Genomic DNA, 14,031 nt, shown 5'->3' on the forward strand with positions numbered 1-14,031 from the left:
TGCGGCGGGGGTGCGGCTATAGCAGGCCGTTCGCGCGATACCACCGGGCGGTGTCGGCCAAGCCCTGCGGCGTGGCGACGCGGGGGCGCCACAGCGAGGCCGGGGGACGCCTGGCCGGGTCCACCGTCCAGTCGGGATGGCAGTACATTGCGACCCGGTCGGGGGTCAGCTTCGCGCCGGCCCCGCGCACCAGCCGGTCGCCGCGCGCGACCAGCGACAACAGCGCGCGGGGCAGGGGAAGGGGCAGCACGCGGCGGCCCACCGCCGCGCCGATCGCGCGCGCGAAGCCCGCGTGCGTCCACCCGTCCGTTCCGTCGTCCGCCTCGTAGATCGTCCGCGGGCCGTCACCCGTCGCCGCCGCCAGCAGCAGCGCAGCGAGATCGTCCACCGCGATCACCGACAAGCGGCCGGGCGGCGGCAGCATCACGACGCCGCGCCGGGCCATGCGGAACAGTTCCAGCTGCTCGAGGTCGCCGGGGCCGTAGACGCCGGGCGGGCGGACGATCGTCCAGGCGAGCGGCGACGCCGCCACCAGCCGCTCCGCCTCCGCCTTGGACCAGCCATAGTCGGACAGGCCGGGCTCGCGCGCCGCCAGCGAGGAGACGTGGACGAAGCGCGTCACGTCCGCCCGCGCGGCGGCGGCCAGCATGGCGCGCGTGCCCTCCACATTGCCCGCGACGAAGCCGGCCCGGTCGGCCGCGTTGACGACGCCGGCGACGTGGATTGCGGCGTCGGCGCCCGCCAGCAGCCGGTCGAGCGCGGGCGCGTCGTCCAGCGCGCCGGCGATCCAAGTGACGCCGAGGCGCTCCGGCTGCGGGCGCCTCGCCAGCGCGCGCACTTGGTGGCCCGCGGCGAGCGCCGCGTCGATCAGGCGCGCGCCGACGAAGCCGGTGCCGCCGGTGAGGGCGAGCACGGTCACAGCAGCGCCAGGTGGTTGCGGTGCACCACCGCGGCGCGCGGCGCGTAGCCGAGGATCGCCGCCTGCGCGTCGCTGCGATGGCCGATCAGGCGGCGCGCCTCGGCGGCGTCGTACTCGGCCAGGCCGCGGGCGACGGGGCCGGCGGGGCCGTCGATCGTGACCAGGTCGCCGCGCCCGAAACCGCCCTCCACCGCGACGATGCCGGCGGCGAGCAGGCTGCCTCCGCCCGCCAGCGCGGCGGTGGCGCCCGCGTCGATGCGGATCGATCCGGCCGCGGTCAGGCCGCCGGCCAGCCAGGCCTTGCGCGCCGTGGCGGTCCGCTCGGCGACGAACAGCGTGTGGACGCGCTCGCCCGACAGCGGGCGATCGACCCGGCCGGACGCGATCGCGAACGGGATGCCCGCGGCGGTCGCGATCCGCGCTGCGGCAATCTTGGACATCATGCCGCCCGATCCCAGGCCGGAGCCGGAGGTCGCGTCGGCCATGCCGGCGACCGCGTCGATCCGCTCCACCCGCGCGATGTGGCGCGCGCCCGGGTGGGTCGCGGGATTGGCGTCGTACAGCCCGTCGACGTCGGACAGCAGCACCACGCCGTCGGCCCCCGCGGCCTGCGCGACGCGGGCGGCGAGCCGGTCGTTGTCGCCGAAGCGGATCTCCTCGGTCGCGACGCTGTCGTTCTCGTTGAGGATCGGCACCGCGCCGAGCGCGAGCAGCCGGCCGAGCGTCGCCGCCGCGTTGAGGTAACGGCGCCGATCCTCCAGGTCGCCGAGCGTCACCAGCATCTGCGCGGCGGCGAGGCGGTGATCGGCGAGCAGCTCCGCCCAGACCTGCGCCAGCGCGATCTGCCCCGTCGCCGCGGCGGCCTGCGCATCCTCCAGGCTCGCGCGACCGCCCTTGGGCAGCGCCAGCCGCCGCGCGCCCAGCGCGATCGCGCCCGAGGAGACGATCGCCACCTGCTGCCCCGCCGCCACACGCTCCGCCACGTCGGCGACCAGCGTCGCCAGCCAGTCGCGCCGCACCCGCCCGTCCGCGTCGACGAGCAGCGCCGAGCCGACCTTGACGACGAGGCGCTGGGTGGAGCCGGGGGCGAACAGGGTCATCGCGCCGGACCCTAGCGGCGGCCGCGCGGCGCGCAACCGTTCCGCCCGCTCACCGTTCGGCGAGGTCGCGCCGCACGTAGACCAGCGTGTGCCAGCGACCGCGCGGCACGACCAGGCGCAGGCGGTAGTCGTGGACCAGGGCGCGATCGACGACGCGGCGGCTGTCGACGTTCCAGATCATGCGCTGCCGATCGGAGGTGACGACGACAGGCGGGCGGTTCCGCATGATCCGCGCCACCTCGCCCGCCTCGTCGATGCCGGTCGCGCCCTGCTCGATCCGCTGGGCGAGGGTGTTGAGAAAGGCGTAGGGCGTGGGGACGCAGGCATCGGCGAGATAACAGGTGATCGGGTCGCCCATGAAGACGTAGGGACAGCCCCGGCTCCCGACCGACCGGACCAGGGCGATGACCTGACGGGCGCCCGCCGCGTCGTCGCGCCGGGCGAGCCGCTCCCCGGCGAAGATCGCCAGCGCGGCGACGATCGCGGTCCACGACAGCCACCGTGATCGACCCAGCACGGTGGCCGCGACGACCGCCAGCGGCGGCAGCAGCGGCAGGGCATAGTGATCGTGGAACGTGCCGATCGACAGAAAGCCGATCAGTGCCGCGGCCAGCCACCACCGCGCCAGCGCGGCCTCGGTCGATCGACCCGGCCGGGCGATCGCGATGATGGCCGGGACGAGCAGCGGCGCGATCTGGCCGACGATGCTGCCGAGATTGGCGACGACCAGCGCCGGGGGATAGGCGTGCCGCAGCGTGATAGACACGAAATTGGCGAACCAGAACGCGTGCAGCGCGTCGGGGCCGAGCCGCGCATAGGCGGCAACGACGGCCAGGGTCGGCAGCAGCCCCGCGAGCATCCAGCCGGTCGCGACGAGCGCGACCCTGACGGGGCGCCCGCCCGCCCGCCGCAACGCCCAGACATGCGCCAGCCCGACGAACGCGGCCTCGAACGCCACCGTGTATTTGATCTGCATTGCGATGCCAGCGAGCAGGCACGCGCCGCCGCCGCGAGCGACGATGCGCCCCGTCGCGCCCGCCGCGATCAGCCGCGGCATGCCGACCGTGGCGAGTGCCGCCAGCGCGACGGGTAAATTGTAGAAAACGGGTGCCTGGCCGCCCTGGCCGCCGATCACCGAGGCCGCGAGCAGGTACAGCGCGCCCGCGACCAGGCTCCCGCGCGGCGCGGCGCCGGTCGCGTCGGCGATGCGGGCGATCGTCGCGGCGGTCAGGCCGGCGGCGATCGTGGCGGCGATCTGGTAGACGACGATCGTATCGCCGGGGATCAGGCGAAACCCGGCGAACAGCAGGAACAGGCCGACGGGCTTGCGATCCCACAGGTCGACGAACGGGATCGCGCCGCGCAGCACGCGATCGTCGACGAGCAGATACCATTGCTCGTCCAGGTCGAGCACCGGGTTGCCGATGTCCCACCCGCGCAGCGCGACGGCGAGCAGGAGCAGCGCGGGCAGGGTCCAGCTGCGCGTCGTCGCGTCCGCGCCCGTCGTCATTCCCGCCGTCCGATCAGATCGGCGACCACTCCACCGTGTCCTCACCGCCGTCGTCGGCGACGGGTTCGCCGCTCGCCGGGCCGATCGCCTCGATCAGGCGGTCGAGCACCCAATCGACACCGACGCCGCTCGCGCCGGAGATGGGGATCACGTCCGCGCCCGAGGCATCGGCGAGTTCGGCCGACAGCGCCTCGATCAGCTCGTCGTCGAGCGTGTCGATCTTGTTGAGCGCGACCACGTGCGGCTTGTCGACCAGGCCGGCGCCGTATGCTTCCAGCTCGTCGCGGACGATGCGGTAACTCTCCGCCACGTCGGCGTCGCCCGCGTCGACCAGGTGGAGCAGCACGCGGCAACGCTCGATATGGCCCAGGAACCGGTCGCCGATGCCGGCGCCGTCGGCCGCGCCCTCGATCAGGCCGGGGATGTCGGCCACCACGAACTCGCGGCTCTTGTGGCGGACCACGCCCAGCTGCGGCCGGGTGGTGGTGAAGGCGTACTCCCCGACCTTGGCCTGCGCGTTGGTGACGGCGTTGATGAAGGTCGACTTGCCCGCGTTGGGCAGGCCGACCAGCCCGGCATCGGCGAGCAGCTTCAGCCGCAACCAGACATACGCCTCCTCGCTCGGCCAGCCGGTGCCGTGCTGGCGCGGGGCGCGGTTGGTGGAGGTCTTGTAGCTGGCATTGCCGCGACCGCCGTCGCCGCCGCGGAAGAACACCTCGCGCTGTCCGGCAACGGTGAAGTCGAGCAGCACCTCCTCGCGGTCCTCCGACAGCACCTGCGTGCCGACGGGCACCTTGATGACCAGATCGTCGCCGCCGCCGCCGGTGCGGTTGCTGCCCGACCCGCCCTCGCCGCGGGGTGCGCGGAAATGCTGGGTGTAGCGGAAGTCGATCAGCGTGTTGAGCCCGGCCACCGCTTCGAACACGATGTCGCCGCCCTTGCCGCCGTTGCCCCCGTCGGGGCCGCCATATTCGATGAATTTCTCGCGCCGGAAGCTGACGGCGCCAGGGCCGCCGGCGCCGGAGCGGACGAAGATCTTTGCTTGGTCGAGAAAGTGCATGGTACAGCGCGTAGCGATTTAGCGTCGCTAAAGCGACCCGGCGCTGCATCCGGCCGGCGCGGCGTCGCCGCGCCCGACGACGCGGGCCTAGCCCGCTTTCCCTTCGGCCGCGTACGCGCGCAGCAATTGCCGCAACGCGATCTCCCGCGCCGTCTCCGCCGGCAAGCCCAACGCCCCCGCCATCGACGGTCCGAGCAGCGCGTGGCCGAGCGCGGCGAGGACCAGCGACAGCGTGTTCTCCGCGATAAAGCGGCTCGCCTCCGCGCCGCCGCCCATCTCCGCCCCCAGCTGGTCGACCAGCCGGTGGATCGCGTCGAGCACCGGGTCGAGCACCTGCGTCTGCCCGGTCAGGATCACCCAGCTGGCCAGCGCGCCCGCGCCCTCCTGCCCGAAGGCGTCGAACGTCAGGTCGACGATGGCGCGGGGATCGGCGATACCGGCGCGCGCGGCGCGCACCGCCTGGCCGATCGTCTCGGTGATATCCGCCGCCATCCGCTCCGCCAGCGCGCGTTGCAGGCCGGCGGCCGAGCCGAAATGGTGGAGCAGGTTGGCGTGCGTCCGCCCGACCCGCGCCGCCACCGCCTTCAGCGTCAGCCCCTGTGGCCCTTCCTCGATCAGCAGCGCGCGTGCGGCGTCCAGCGCGCGGTCGCGCGATTCCTCGGGGGCGAGACGACGGCGGTTTGACACGGGGGAGGGGAGACCTTACTTACACGACTGTAAGCAACAATCGCTGCTCTTACCTTTGGAGATTTTCGTGGCCAAGGCAATCACCCCCGCGGACCTGACGATCACGCCGCGCGACGTGCGCTTCGGGCGCGGGCAGCGGCTGGGTCGCTACTGGCTGAACGACGATCCGATCGCGACCGCCTTCTACAACGCGCTGTCGGTCACCTTTCCCAAGGGCGAGGCGTATTTCTGCGAGAGCGTGAAGGCGTTCCGCGAGGGCACGCCGCCCAAGCTGGCCGGCGAGATCGCCGCCTTCGTCAAGCAGGAGGTGATCCACAGCCGCGAGCATGTCGCCTTCAACCGCCACGTCGTCGACCAGGGTTACGACGTGTCGCTGCTGGAGCGCCACGTCGACGAGGCGCTGGCCCTGACCAAGGGGCGCCACCCGATCGGCAATCTGGCGGCGACGATGGCGCTGGAGCATTTCACCGCCATGCTGGCACACGAGCTGATCGCCAATCCGAAGCATCTCGCCGGTGGCGAGGCGCAGGCAGTCGGCTTGTGGAAGTGGCACGCGGCCGAGGAGATCGAGCACAAGGGCGTCGCCTACGACACCTGGATGCACGCCACGCGCGACTGGTCGCGCGGACGGCGCTGGCGCGTCAAGGCGCTGGTGATGCTCATCACGACGTGGAAGTTCTTCCAGGGGCGCCGCAAGGGGATGCTCGAACTGCTGCGTCAGGACGGGATGACGGGTCCGAAGGTGTGGGCGAAGCTCGCCTGGTACGCGTTCGGGCGCCCGGGCATGGCACGCAAGGTCGCGGGCGTGTGGGTCAGCTATTTCCTGCCCGGCTTCCACCCGTGGAAGCATGACGACCGCGCGCTGATCGCGCTGGCGGAGAGCGACTATGCCGATGCGGTGATGCCGGCGGCGCGACGCGAGGCGGTGGCGGCCTGAACTCTCCGTCGCGATAGCGCGAGGCGATGGCGGTCCTGAAGTCTCTGTCATGCCGGGCTCGTCCCGGCATCCAGGGCCAAGCAGCGGAGCGTTCGTGACCCTGGATGCCGGGACGAGCCCGGCATGACATGAAAAGGGCGGCCCCTTGCGGGACCGCCCTTTTTGTTTTCAGGCTGCGGAGGCCGTCACGGAGTGAATTCGTGACGTCGAACGGGGCGGGCGAGCCGCCCCGTCGGTCGGGCCGCGCCGGGTGCCCGCGGATCGGTCGCCCGATCCGGTGGCTGTTAGCGCTTGGAGAACTGGAACGAGCGACGGGCCTTGGCGCGGCCGTACTTCTTGCGCTCCACCACGCGGCTGTCGCGGGTCAGGAAGCCCGCTGCCTTCACCGGCGCGCGCAGCGTCGGCTCGTACTTGGTCAGCGCCTGGCTGATGCCGTGCTTGACCGCGCCGGCCTGGCCGGAGAGGCCGCCGCCCTTGACGGTGCAGATCACGTCGTACTGGCCCTCGCGCTCGGCGACGCCGAACACCTGGTTGATGACGAGGCGCAGCGACGGACGCGCGAAATACACTTCCTGGTCGCGGCCGTTGATCGTGATCTTGCCCGATCCGGGCTTCAGCCACACGCGGGCGACCGCGTCCTTGCGGCGGCCGGTGGCATAGGCGCGGCCCTGGGCGTCGATCTCCTGCTCGCGCAGCGGCGCGCGCTGCACGGGCGCCTCGATCGCGCCGGCCATGTAGGCGTCGGCGGAGGCGTCGGACTGGGCGGCGGCGGCCTCGCGCTGCTGGCCGAGCGCGGCGCCGAGATCGGACAGGGACTGGCGGTTGTCGGACATTATGCGCCCACCTTGTTCTTGCGGCTCATGCCGGCGATGTCGAGGACCTCAGGGTTCTGGGCGGTGTGCGGATGCTCCGACCCGGCGAAGATGCGCAGGTTGCGCATCTGGTCGCGACCGAGCGGCCCGCGCGGGATCATCCGCTCCACGGCCTTCTCCAGCACGCGCTCAGGGAAGCGGCCTTCCAGCACCTTCTCGGCGGTGATCGACTTGATGCCGCCGGCGTAGCCGGTGTGCTTGTAATAGACCTTCTTCGCCGCCTTGTTGGAGGTGAAGCGGATCTTGTCGGCGTTGATGACGACGACGTTGTCGCCGCAGTCGACGTGCGGGGTGAACGACGTCTTGTGCTTGCCGCGCAGGACGTTGGCGATCACCACCGCGGCACGACCGACGACGAGGTCGGTGGCGTCGACGATGTGCCACTTCTTCTCCACCTCGTGCGGCTTGGCCGACTTGGTGGTCTTCATGAGCGCCTTCATGGGCGGGTGAACCTTTCAAAACGGATCGCGCCGCCCCGGTGAGGGAGCGGCGCGGTGTGATGCGCCAATTGCGGAAAACAGCCGGCAAGTCAAGCAAACCGCCTCTGAGCCGACGGGTATCATGATACCATGGCGCGTTGCCGATCGGCGCGACCGACGATGTGGGCGGCGGCGACCGTGGCAAGGAGGAGGAGCGCGGCGTTGGCCTGATGGGCGACGGCGACGCCGATCTCCACTCCGGTGAGGAGGGTGGCGACGCCGAGGAAGATCTGGAGGGTGACGAGCGCGACGACGAGGAAGCCGAGCCGTGACCCGGCACGCGTGACCGCGACGGCGAGCGCGAGCAGGCCGGCGGCGGCGGCGAAGGCGAACCAGCGGTGGATGAACTGGACGACGACGGGGTTGTCGACCGCGTTGGTCCAGGCGGGGCTCAGCATCGGCACGCCGGCGGGGAACCAGGCGTCGCCCATCAGCGGCCATGACGAGAAGGCGTAGCCCGCGTCGAGCCCGGCGGTGAGGGCGCCCAGCGTGATCTGGAGGGCGAGAAGGACGAGCGCGACCACCGCGAGCGGACGCAGGCGGGCAGGGGCGGCGAGGCGATTGCGCTCCAGCCTCTGAAGGTCGAGCGCGGTCCAGGCGATGCCGGCGAGGATGAACAGCGCGGTGCCGAGATGCGTCGCGAGGCGCAGGTGGCTGACATCGGTGCGCTGCGTCAGCCCCGAGGCGACCATCCACCAGCCGATCGCCCCCTGAAGCCCGCCGAGCGCGAGCAGCGCGACCAGCCGCCAGCCATAGCCCGCAGGAATGCGCTTCTTCACCGCGAACCAGAGCAGCGGCAGCGCGAAGGCGAGCCCGATGACTCGGCCGAGCAGACGGTGGAGATATTCCCAGAAGAAGATCGCCTTGAACCCGGCGAGCGTCATGCCGCGGTTGAAGGCGGCATATTCGGGAATGCGCTTGTAGCCGTCGAACTCGGCCTGCCACTGCGCCTGCGTCAACGGCGGCACGATGCCGCTGATCGGCTTCCACTGCGTGATCGACAGGCCCGACTCGGTCAGGCGGGTGATGCCGCCGACCACCACCATGGCGACGATCAGCACCGCCACCAGCCAAAGCCAGCGCGCGATCTGGCCGGGACGGGCGGTGGACATGAACGCGGCGCTGGGTTGAAGCATGGGAAATGCCCTACTCCCGGTAGGGCGTCGCGCCAAGCGTCGCTAAGGCAGCCGTTATATGGCGCGGGGATAATGCTCGCGATCGATGCATACCGCGACATTGTGTGATGTTGTAACCTGGCCGCGTCGTTGTTATACCCTCTCGCGTGACGCTTGTTCTGCCCTCCCGCTGGTCGTTGGACCTTGATCGCCTCGCGATCGGCTTGTCGGGGCTGTGCGTCGTCCACTGCGTCACCACCACCGTGCTGCTCGCGCTGTTGTCGACGGCGGGGGGCATGTTCCTCCATCCGGCGGTGCACGAGGTCGGGCTGGTGCTGGCGATCCTGTTGGGCGCGGTAGCGCTCGGTCGGGGGGCGGTGGTTCACGGCTATCTGATGCCCGCGGCGATGGGCGCGTTCGGGCTGGGCGTGATGGCGGGCGCGATGAGCCTGCCGCACGACGGATCGGGTGGCGAAGCGCTGTGGACGATGGTGGGGGTCGGCCTGCTCGCCTTCGGCCACGACCTCAACCGGCGTGCCGCCGCCTGAGGCTTGCCCGACCCGGCCGGCGGCCTTACCTCTCCGCTATGGCGCACTCGCACGATCACCACGAACCGCAGGGCGACGATCTGGTCCCCGCCGCGCGCGCGGCACTGGAAGCCTCCGGCGAGCAGTGGACGGCGATGCGCGCGTCGGTGTTCCAGTCGCTCGCCGGATTCAGCAAGCCCGCCTCCGCCTACGACATCGCCGACGCGGTCTCCAAGACGGAGGGGCGACGAGTCGCGGCCAACAGCGTGTACCGCATCCTCGACCTGTTCGTCGGGGCCAATCTGGCCCAGCGGGTGGAGAGCGCGAACGCCTACGTCGCCAACGCGCATCCCGGCTGCCTGCACGACTGCATCTTCCTGGTCTGCGACGCGTGCGGGCAGACGACGCATATCGACGACGACCGCGTCACCCGCGGCGTCCGCAACGCGGCGGAGGCGACCGGCTTCTCGCCCGTGCGCCCGGTGATCGAGGTGCGCGGACGCTGCGCCGCCTGCGCCTGACCGTCATCCGTCGGTAGCAATCGACACCATTGCCGGGCTGGGTTAAGTGCGCGGGATGGTTGATCTCCCCGCCACCCCGCTGCTCGACACCGTCCGCTCGCCCGCCGACCTGCGCGCGCTGAAGCCGGAACAGTTGCGCCAACTGGCCGACGAGCTGCGTAGCGAGACGATTTCGGCGGTGGGGACGACCGGCGGCCATCTCGGCTCGGGCCTGGGCGTCGTCGAGCTGACGACGGCGATCCATTACGTGTTCGACACGCCGACCGACAAGCTGGTGTGGGACGTCGGCCACCAATGCTACCCGCACAAGATCCTGACCGGGCGGCGCGACCGCATCCGCACGCTGCGCCAGGGCGGCGGGCTGTCGGGCTTCACCAAGCGTAGCGAGAGCGAGTACGACCCGTTCGGTGCAGCGCACTCGTCGACCTCGATCTCCGCGGCGCTCGGCTTCGCGGTCGCCAACAAGATCGCCGGCCGGCCCGGCCGCGGCATCGCGGTGATCGGCGACGGATCGATGTCCGCCGGCATGGCGTACGAGGCGATGAACAACGCCGAGCAGGCGGGCAACCGGCTGGTCGTGATCCTGAACGACAACGACATGTCGATCGCGCCGCCGGTCGGCGGCCTGTCGGCCTATCTGTCGCGGATCGTGTCGAGCCGCGAGTTCCTGGGGCTTCGCGATCTGCTCAAGCGGTTCGCCAAGAAGCTGCCGCGTCCCTTCTCCGAAGCGGCGCGCAAGACCGACGAGTTCGCCCGTGGCATGACCATGGGGGGGACGCTGTTCGAGGAACTCGGCTTCTATTATGTCGGGCCGATCGACGGCCATAATCTCGACCATCTGATCCCGGTGCTGGAGAATGTCCGCGACGCGGAAGAGGGGCCGATCCTGGTCCATGTCGTCACCAAGAAGGGCAAGGGATATGCCCCGGCAGAGGCGTCGGCGGACAAGTATCACGGCGTCCAGAAGTTCGACGTCATCACCGGCGCGCAGGCCAAGGCGCCACCCGGACCGCCGCAATATCAGAACGTCTTCGGCGAGGCGCTGACGCGAGAGGCGATCACCGACCCACGCATCTGCGCGATCACCGCCGCGATGCCCTCGGGCACGGGGCTCGACAAGTTCGCCGCCGCGCACCCCGATCGATTCTTCGACGTCGGCATCGCCGAGCAGCACGCGGTGACCTTCGCTGCCGGGTTGGCGGCGGAAGGGATGCGACCGTTCTGCGCGATCTACTCGACCTTCCTCCAGCGCGCCTACGACCAGGTGGTGCACGACGTGGCGATCCAGAACCTGCCCGTCCGTTTCGCGATCGACCGCGCCGGCTTAGTCGGCGCGGACGGCGCGACGCATGCCGGGTCGTTCGACGTGACCTATCTGGCGACGCTGCCCAATTTCGTGGTGATGGCGGCGGCCGACGAGGCCGAGCTGGTCCACATGACGCACACCTGCGTGCTGCACGACACGGGGCCGATCGCGGTGCGCTATCCCCGTGGCAATGGCACCGGCGTGGCGTTGCCGGACGTGCCCGAGCGGCTGGAGATCGGCCGCGGCCGCGTCGTGCGCGAGGGCAAGACGGTGGCGATCCTGTCGCTCGGCACGCGGCTGGCGGAGGCGCAGCGCGCGGCCGATCAGCTGGAGGCCAAGGGCCTGTCGACCACGGTCGCCGACCTGCGTTTCGCCAAGCCGCTCGACGAAGCGCTGATCCGCCGGTTGCTGACCAGCCACGAGGTCGCGGTGACGATCGAGGAGAACGCCGTCGGCGGCCTCGGCGCGCACGTGCTGACGCTGGCGAGCGACGAAGGGCTGATCGACGGCGGGCTGAAGCTGCGCACGATGCGGCTGCCCGACCTGTTCCAGGATCAGGACAAGCCGGAACTGCAGTACGCGACTGCGGGACTGGACGCGGACGCGATCGTCACCACGGTGCTGACCGCTCTGCGGCATAACAGCGCGGGCGTCAGCGAGGGCGCGCGGGCGTAAGCTTAGCCGGCGATCCTGAGGACGATCGCAAGCGAAGCCGAGAGGCGCTCGCGATCATCGAAGGACAGGTGCCCGATAATGCCATCGATGCGCGTGCGCCGCGCCGCTCCGATCTGATCGACCATCATCTGTGACGGCGCAAGCAGGCCATTGCCTTTATCGGGTACGAGGGTAGGTCGATAAATGGGCGCGTCGATGAGCTGCGACGTCAGCGGACAAAGCAGAATCCGGTCGGGTGTCACCAGCCAATCCGATTGGATGACCACGGCCGGTCGTGGCTTGCCTTCGGCGACACGAACGATGTCGCCGCGTTTCAGCACCAATCGTCCCGCGCCTCCGCCGCCAGACGATCCATCATCGCGATGGCATCCTGTTCGTCCTGACTGTGGTTGAGCAACGCAGCCTGCCGCTTCGCTTCCGCCTGAAACTCGGGCGAACGCGTGTCAGGCAGCCACAAACGTACCTCTCGCAGCCCTGCCGCCTTCTTGCGCGCACGATAGGCGCGAAATTTGTCGTATCGACCGGGACTTGCGTCATTCATGGGCGGAAAGTAGCGCGCTACTTTCCGCCGTCAAGGAAACTCCCGTTTGCCCAAGATTCGCGTCGATCAATTGCTTGTCGATCGCGGGCTCGCCGAATCGCGCACGCGGGCGCAAGCGCTCGTCATGGCGGGGCTGGTGTTCGCCGGCGACCGCAAGGTCGACAAGCCGGGGCAGGTGCTGGCCGAGGATGTCGTGCTCGACGTCCGCGGGCGCGATCACCCCTGGGTGTCGCGCGGGGGGATCAAGCTGGCGCACGGGTTGGACGAGTTCGGCTGGGATGTGGCCGGCACCGTCGCGATCGACGTCGGCTCGTCGACGGGCGGCTTCACCGACGTGCTGCTCCAGCGCGGCGCGGCGCGGGTGTACGCCGTCGACAGCGGTACCAACCAGCTCGCCTGGAAGCTGCGTCAGGACGAGCGCGTGGTGGTGCACGAGCAGACCAGCGCGCGCGTGCTGACGGCGGCGCACGTCCCGGAGCGGGTCGACCTGATCGTCTGCGACGCCAGTTTCATCGGCCTGGCCAAGGTGCTGGAACGGCCGCTCTCCTTCGCAGGCCCCGGCGCGCGGCTGCTCGCGCTGGTCAAGCCGCAGTTCGAGGCGGGGCGGGCGGAGGTAGGAAAAGGCGGCGTCGTCCGCGATCCCGCCGTCCACGCCCGCGTCGTCGGCGAGGTCGCGGCCTGGTTGACGGGGCAGGGATGGCGCGTTCTCGGCACCACCACCAGCCCGATCACCGGGCCGGAAGGAAATGTCGAGTTCCTTATCGCCGGGCAGCTCGACGCGCCCGCGGGCGACGATTGATCCCGAAGCGGAACGCAGCCCGGTACGGAGCGGTTTACGCCCGCGCTTTCCTGCGGCAGGAAGCGGCAATTATCGACCGGGGGACGATTGTGGGCGGGATCGCATCGAAGGGCCAGTTGCGAATGTCGTTTCTTCGCTGGGCGGCCGTCACCGTTCCGGCGGTGCTGCTGCTCGGCTTCGCCTCCGGCCGGATCGTGCCCGCGGGCGACGACAATGGCTGGTATCGGGCGCTCGCCAAACCCGCGCTGACGCCGCCGGGCTGGGTGTTTCCGGTGGCCTGGACGACGATCTACATCCTGATGGGGCTCGCGCTGGCGATGGTGCTCAACGCGCGCGGCGCGCGGGGGCGCAAGGGCGCGGTCGGGCTGTTCGCCGTTGGATTCGCGATGGCGCTCGTCTGGATGCCGCTGTTCTTCGGCGCGCACCGGATCGACGCGGCGACGATGCTGATCGGGGCCATGGTGCTGGTCGGCATCGCCACGACGGTCGCCTTCGGCCGCATCCGCACCGCGGCGGCGTGGCTGATGCTGCCTTATCTGGTGTGGATCAGCTTCGCCGGCGTGCTGTCGTGGAGCATCGGCCGGCTCAATCCCGGTGCCGCCACCCTTGCCCCGGCGGCCCGTACCTCCCAAATGCTGTAATCACCGTACCTCCCGAAAGTCGAACCGTTATGCAATCCGAGAACCGCCTCTTCGACGACGTCGCCAAGTTGCTGAACGGTGCCGCGGGGACGCTGGCGGGCGTCGGCCGCGAGGCGGAGCAGTCGGCGCGGGCGCGGGCGCGCGAGTGGATCGGTGGGCTCGACTTCGTGTCGCGCGAGGAGTTCGACGCCGTCAAGGCGATGGCCGCCGCCGCCCGCGACGAAGCGGACGTGCTGCGCGCGCGTCTCGACGCGCTGGAGGCCAAGGCGGCCGATCCGCTTCCTACCGTCTGAACGCGGTCGGGCGTCGGCCTTCCGTCGGCCGCCCACCCGTGCGACAAGG

17 protein-coding genes are annotated in these 14,031 nt (G+C 70.6%); 7 read left to right on the plus strand and 10 right to left on the minus strand.

Going from position 1 to position 14,031, the window contains the following annotated elements; translation table 11 throughout:
- Positions 1–16: 16 nt before the first annotated feature.
- The 5 genes from BM145_RS00445 to BM145_RS00465 all read right to left on the minus strand — a co-directional run bounded on the left by BM145_RS00445 (position 17) and on the right by BM145_RS00465 (position 5,276).
- The gene (locus tag BM145_RS00445) at positions 17–919 is read right to left on the minus strand and encodes an NAD-dependent epimerase/dehydratase family protein (protein WP_093329930.1); all 903 of its coding nucleotides are present in this window, start codon (positions 917–919) and stop codon (positions 17–19) included.
- Positions 916–2,019 (minus strand): glutamate 5-kinase, encoded by a 1,104-nt coding sequence (gene proB, locus BM145_RS00450; RefSeq protein WP_093329933.1) that lies wholly within the window; start codon positions 2,017–2,019, stop codon positions 916–918. The genes BM145_RS00445 and proB overlap by 4 nt, the downstream gene beginning before the upstream one ends.
- A gap of 49 nt (positions 2,020–2,068) precedes the next feature.
- Positions 2,069–3,529 carry a hypothetical protein gene (locus BM145_RS00455; RefSeq protein ID WP_093329938.1) on the minus strand — a complete coding sequence of 487 codons (1,461 nt, stop codon included), beginning with the start codon at positions 3,527–3,529 and terminating at the stop codon, positions 2,069–2,071.
- Positions 3,530–3,542: 13 nt separating this feature from the next.
- Complete coding sequence (gene obgE / locus BM145_RS00460; protein ID WP_093329942.1) at positions 3,543–4,589, minus strand: GTPase ObgE; 1,047 nt, start codon at positions 4,587–4,589, stop codon at positions 3,543–3,545.
- Between the two features lie 87 nt (positions 4,590–4,676).
- On the minus strand, positions 4,677–5,276 hold the full coding sequence (locus BM145_RS00465; protein WP_093329945.1) for a TetR/AcrR family transcriptional regulator: 600 nt from the start codon (positions 5,274–5,276) through the stop codon (positions 4,677–4,679).
- Between the two features lie 67 nt (positions 5,277–5,343).
- Here BM145_RS00465 and BM145_RS00470 point away from each other — a divergent pair, with 67 nt between their 5' ends.
- Positions 5,344–6,213, plus strand: coding sequence for a metal-dependent hydrolase (locus BM145_RS00470; protein ID WP_177200032.1), 870 nt, complete (start codon positions 5,344–5,346; stop codon positions 6,211–6,213).
- A 284-nt stretch (positions 6,214–6,497) separates the two neighbouring features.
- Here BM145_RS00470 and rpsI read toward each other — a convergent pair whose 3' ends face one another.
- The 3 genes from rpsI to BM145_RS00485 form a co-directional block, all read right to left on the minus strand.
- A complete protein-coding gene (rpsI, locus tag BM145_RS00475) occupies positions 6,498–7,046 on the minus strand; it encodes a 30S ribosomal protein S9 (RefSeq protein WP_093329951.1) in 549 nt (182 codons plus the stop codon).
- The gene (gene rplM, locus BM145_RS00480) at positions 7,046–7,525 is read right to left on the minus strand and encodes a 50S ribosomal protein L13 (protein ID WP_093329955.1); all 480 of its coding nucleotides are present in this window, start codon (positions 7,523–7,525) and stop codon (positions 7,046–7,048) included. The genes rpsI and rplM overlap by 1 nt, the downstream gene beginning before the upstream one ends.
- Before the next feature lie 119 nt (positions 7,526–7,644).
- Positions 7,645–8,700, minus strand: coding sequence for a COX15/CtaA family protein (locus tag BM145_RS00485; protein ID WP_177200033.1), 1,056 nt, complete (start codon positions 8,698–8,700; stop codon positions 7,645–7,647).
- A 146-nt stretch (positions 8,701–8,846) separates the two neighbouring features.
- Between BM145_RS00485 and BM145_RS00490 the strand changes: the two genes are divergently transcribed.
- The 3 genes from BM145_RS00490 to dxs are packed head-to-tail and all read left to right on the plus strand — an operon-like array spanning position 8,847 to position 11,708.
- Positions 8,847–9,227, plus strand: coding sequence for a MerC domain-containing protein (locus BM145_RS00490; protein WP_245738978.1), 381 nt, complete (start codon positions 8,847–8,849; stop codon positions 9,225–9,227).
- Positions 9,228–9,265: 38 nt separating this feature from the next.
- Entirely contained in the window at positions 9,266–9,727 is a 462-nt protein-coding gene (locus BM145_RS00495; RefSeq protein ID WP_093329960.1) for a Fur family transcriptional regulator, read from the plus strand.
- Positions 9,728–9,782: 55 nt separating this feature from the next.
- Entirely contained in the window at positions 9,783–11,708 is a 1,926-nt protein-coding gene (gene dxs / locus BM145_RS00500) for a 1-deoxy-D-xylulose-5-phosphate synthase (RefSeq protein WP_093329964.1), read from the plus strand.
- A 2-nt stretch (positions 11,709–11,710) separates the two neighbouring features.
- Here dxs and BM145_RS00505 read toward each other — a convergent pair whose 3' ends face one another.
- Both BM145_RS00505 and BM145_RS00510 read right to left on the minus strand, forming a co-directional pair.
- Complete coding sequence (locus BM145_RS00505) at positions 11,711–12,028, minus strand: type II toxin-antitoxin system PemK/MazF family toxin (RefSeq protein WP_245739007.1); 318 nt, start codon at positions 12,026–12,028, stop codon at positions 11,711–11,713.
- Entirely contained in the window at positions 12,022–12,249 is a 228-nt protein-coding gene (locus tag BM145_RS00510) for an antitoxin MazE family protein (protein WP_093329970.1), read from the minus strand. The genes BM145_RS00505 and BM145_RS00510 overlap by 7 nt, the downstream gene beginning before the upstream one ends.
- 46 nt (positions 12,250–12,295) lie before the next feature.
- Between BM145_RS00510 and BM145_RS00515 the strand changes: the two genes are divergently transcribed.
- The 3 genes from BM145_RS00515 to BM145_RS00525 all read left to right on the plus strand — a co-directional run bounded on the left by BM145_RS00515 (position 12,296) and on the right by BM145_RS00525 (position 13,982).
- Positions 12,296–13,048 carry a TlyA family RNA methyltransferase gene (locus BM145_RS00515; RefSeq protein WP_093329972.1) on the plus strand — a complete coding sequence of 251 codons (753 nt, stop codon included), beginning with the start codon at positions 12,296–12,298 and terminating at the stop codon, positions 13,046–13,048.
- A 122-nt stretch (positions 13,049–13,170) separates the two neighbouring features.
- A complete protein-coding gene (locus BM145_RS00520; RefSeq protein WP_093329975.1) occupies positions 13,171–13,689 on the plus strand; it encodes a TspO/MBR family protein in 519 nt (172 codons plus the stop codon).
- A gap of 29 nt (positions 13,690–13,718) precedes the next feature.
- A complete protein-coding gene (locus BM145_RS00525) occupies positions 13,719–13,982 on the plus strand; it encodes an accessory factor UbiK family protein (protein ID WP_093329979.1) in 264 nt (87 codons plus the stop codon).
- The last annotated feature ends 49 nt before the right edge of the window (positions 13,983–14,031 follow it).

The organism is Sphingomonas rubra (assembly GCF_900115745.1).
Lineage (GTDB): Bacteria > Pseudomonadota > Alphaproteobacteria > Sphingomonadales > Sphingomonadaceae > Sphingomonas > Sphingomonas rubra.

Excerpts from the sequence above, each read along its gene's own strand:
- proB (WP_093329933.1), bottom strand. The coding sequence starts at position 2,019 with ATGACCCTGTTCGCCCCCGGCTCCACCCAGCGCCTCGTCGTCAAGGTC.
- BM145_RS00455 (WP_093329938.1), bottom strand. The coding sequence starts at position 3,529 with ATGACGACGGGCGCGGACGCGACGACGCGCAGCTGGACCCTGCCCGCG.
- obgE (WP_093329942.1), bottom strand. The coding sequence starts at position 4,589 with ATGCACTTTCTCGACCAAGCAAAGATCTTCGTCCGCTCCGGCGCCGGC.
- rpsI (WP_093329951.1), bottom strand. The coding sequence starts at position 7,046 with ATGTCCGACAACCGCCAGTCCCTGTCCGATCTCGGCGCCGCGCTCGGC.
- rplM (WP_093329955.1), bottom strand. The coding sequence starts at position 7,525 with ATGAAGGCGCTCATGAAGACCACCAAGTCGGCCAAGCCGCACGAGGTG.
- BM145_RS00485 (WP_177200033.1), bottom strand. The coding sequence starts at position 8,700 with ATGCTTCAACCCAGCGCCGCGTTCATGTCCACCGCCCGTCCCGGCCAG.
- BM145_RS00495 (WP_093329960.1), top strand. The coding sequence starts at position 9,266 with ATGGCGCACTCGCACGATCACCACGAACCGCAGGGCGACGATCTGGTC.
- dxs (WP_093329964.1), top strand. The coding sequence starts at position 9,783 with ATGGTTGATCTCCCCGCCACCCCGCTGCTCGACACCGTCCGCTCGCCC.
- BM145_RS00510 (WP_093329970.1), bottom strand. The coding sequence starts at position 12,249 with ATGAATGACGCAAGTCCCGGTCGATACGACAAATTTCGCGCCTATCGT.
- BM145_RS00520 (WP_093329975.1), top strand. The coding sequence starts at position 13,171 with ATGTCGTTTCTTCGCTGGGCGGCCGTCACCGTTCCGGCGGTGCTGCTG.
- BM145_RS00525 (WP_093329979.1), top strand. The coding sequence starts at position 13,719 with ATGCAATCCGAGAACCGCCTCTTCGACGACGTCGCCAAGTTGCTGAAC.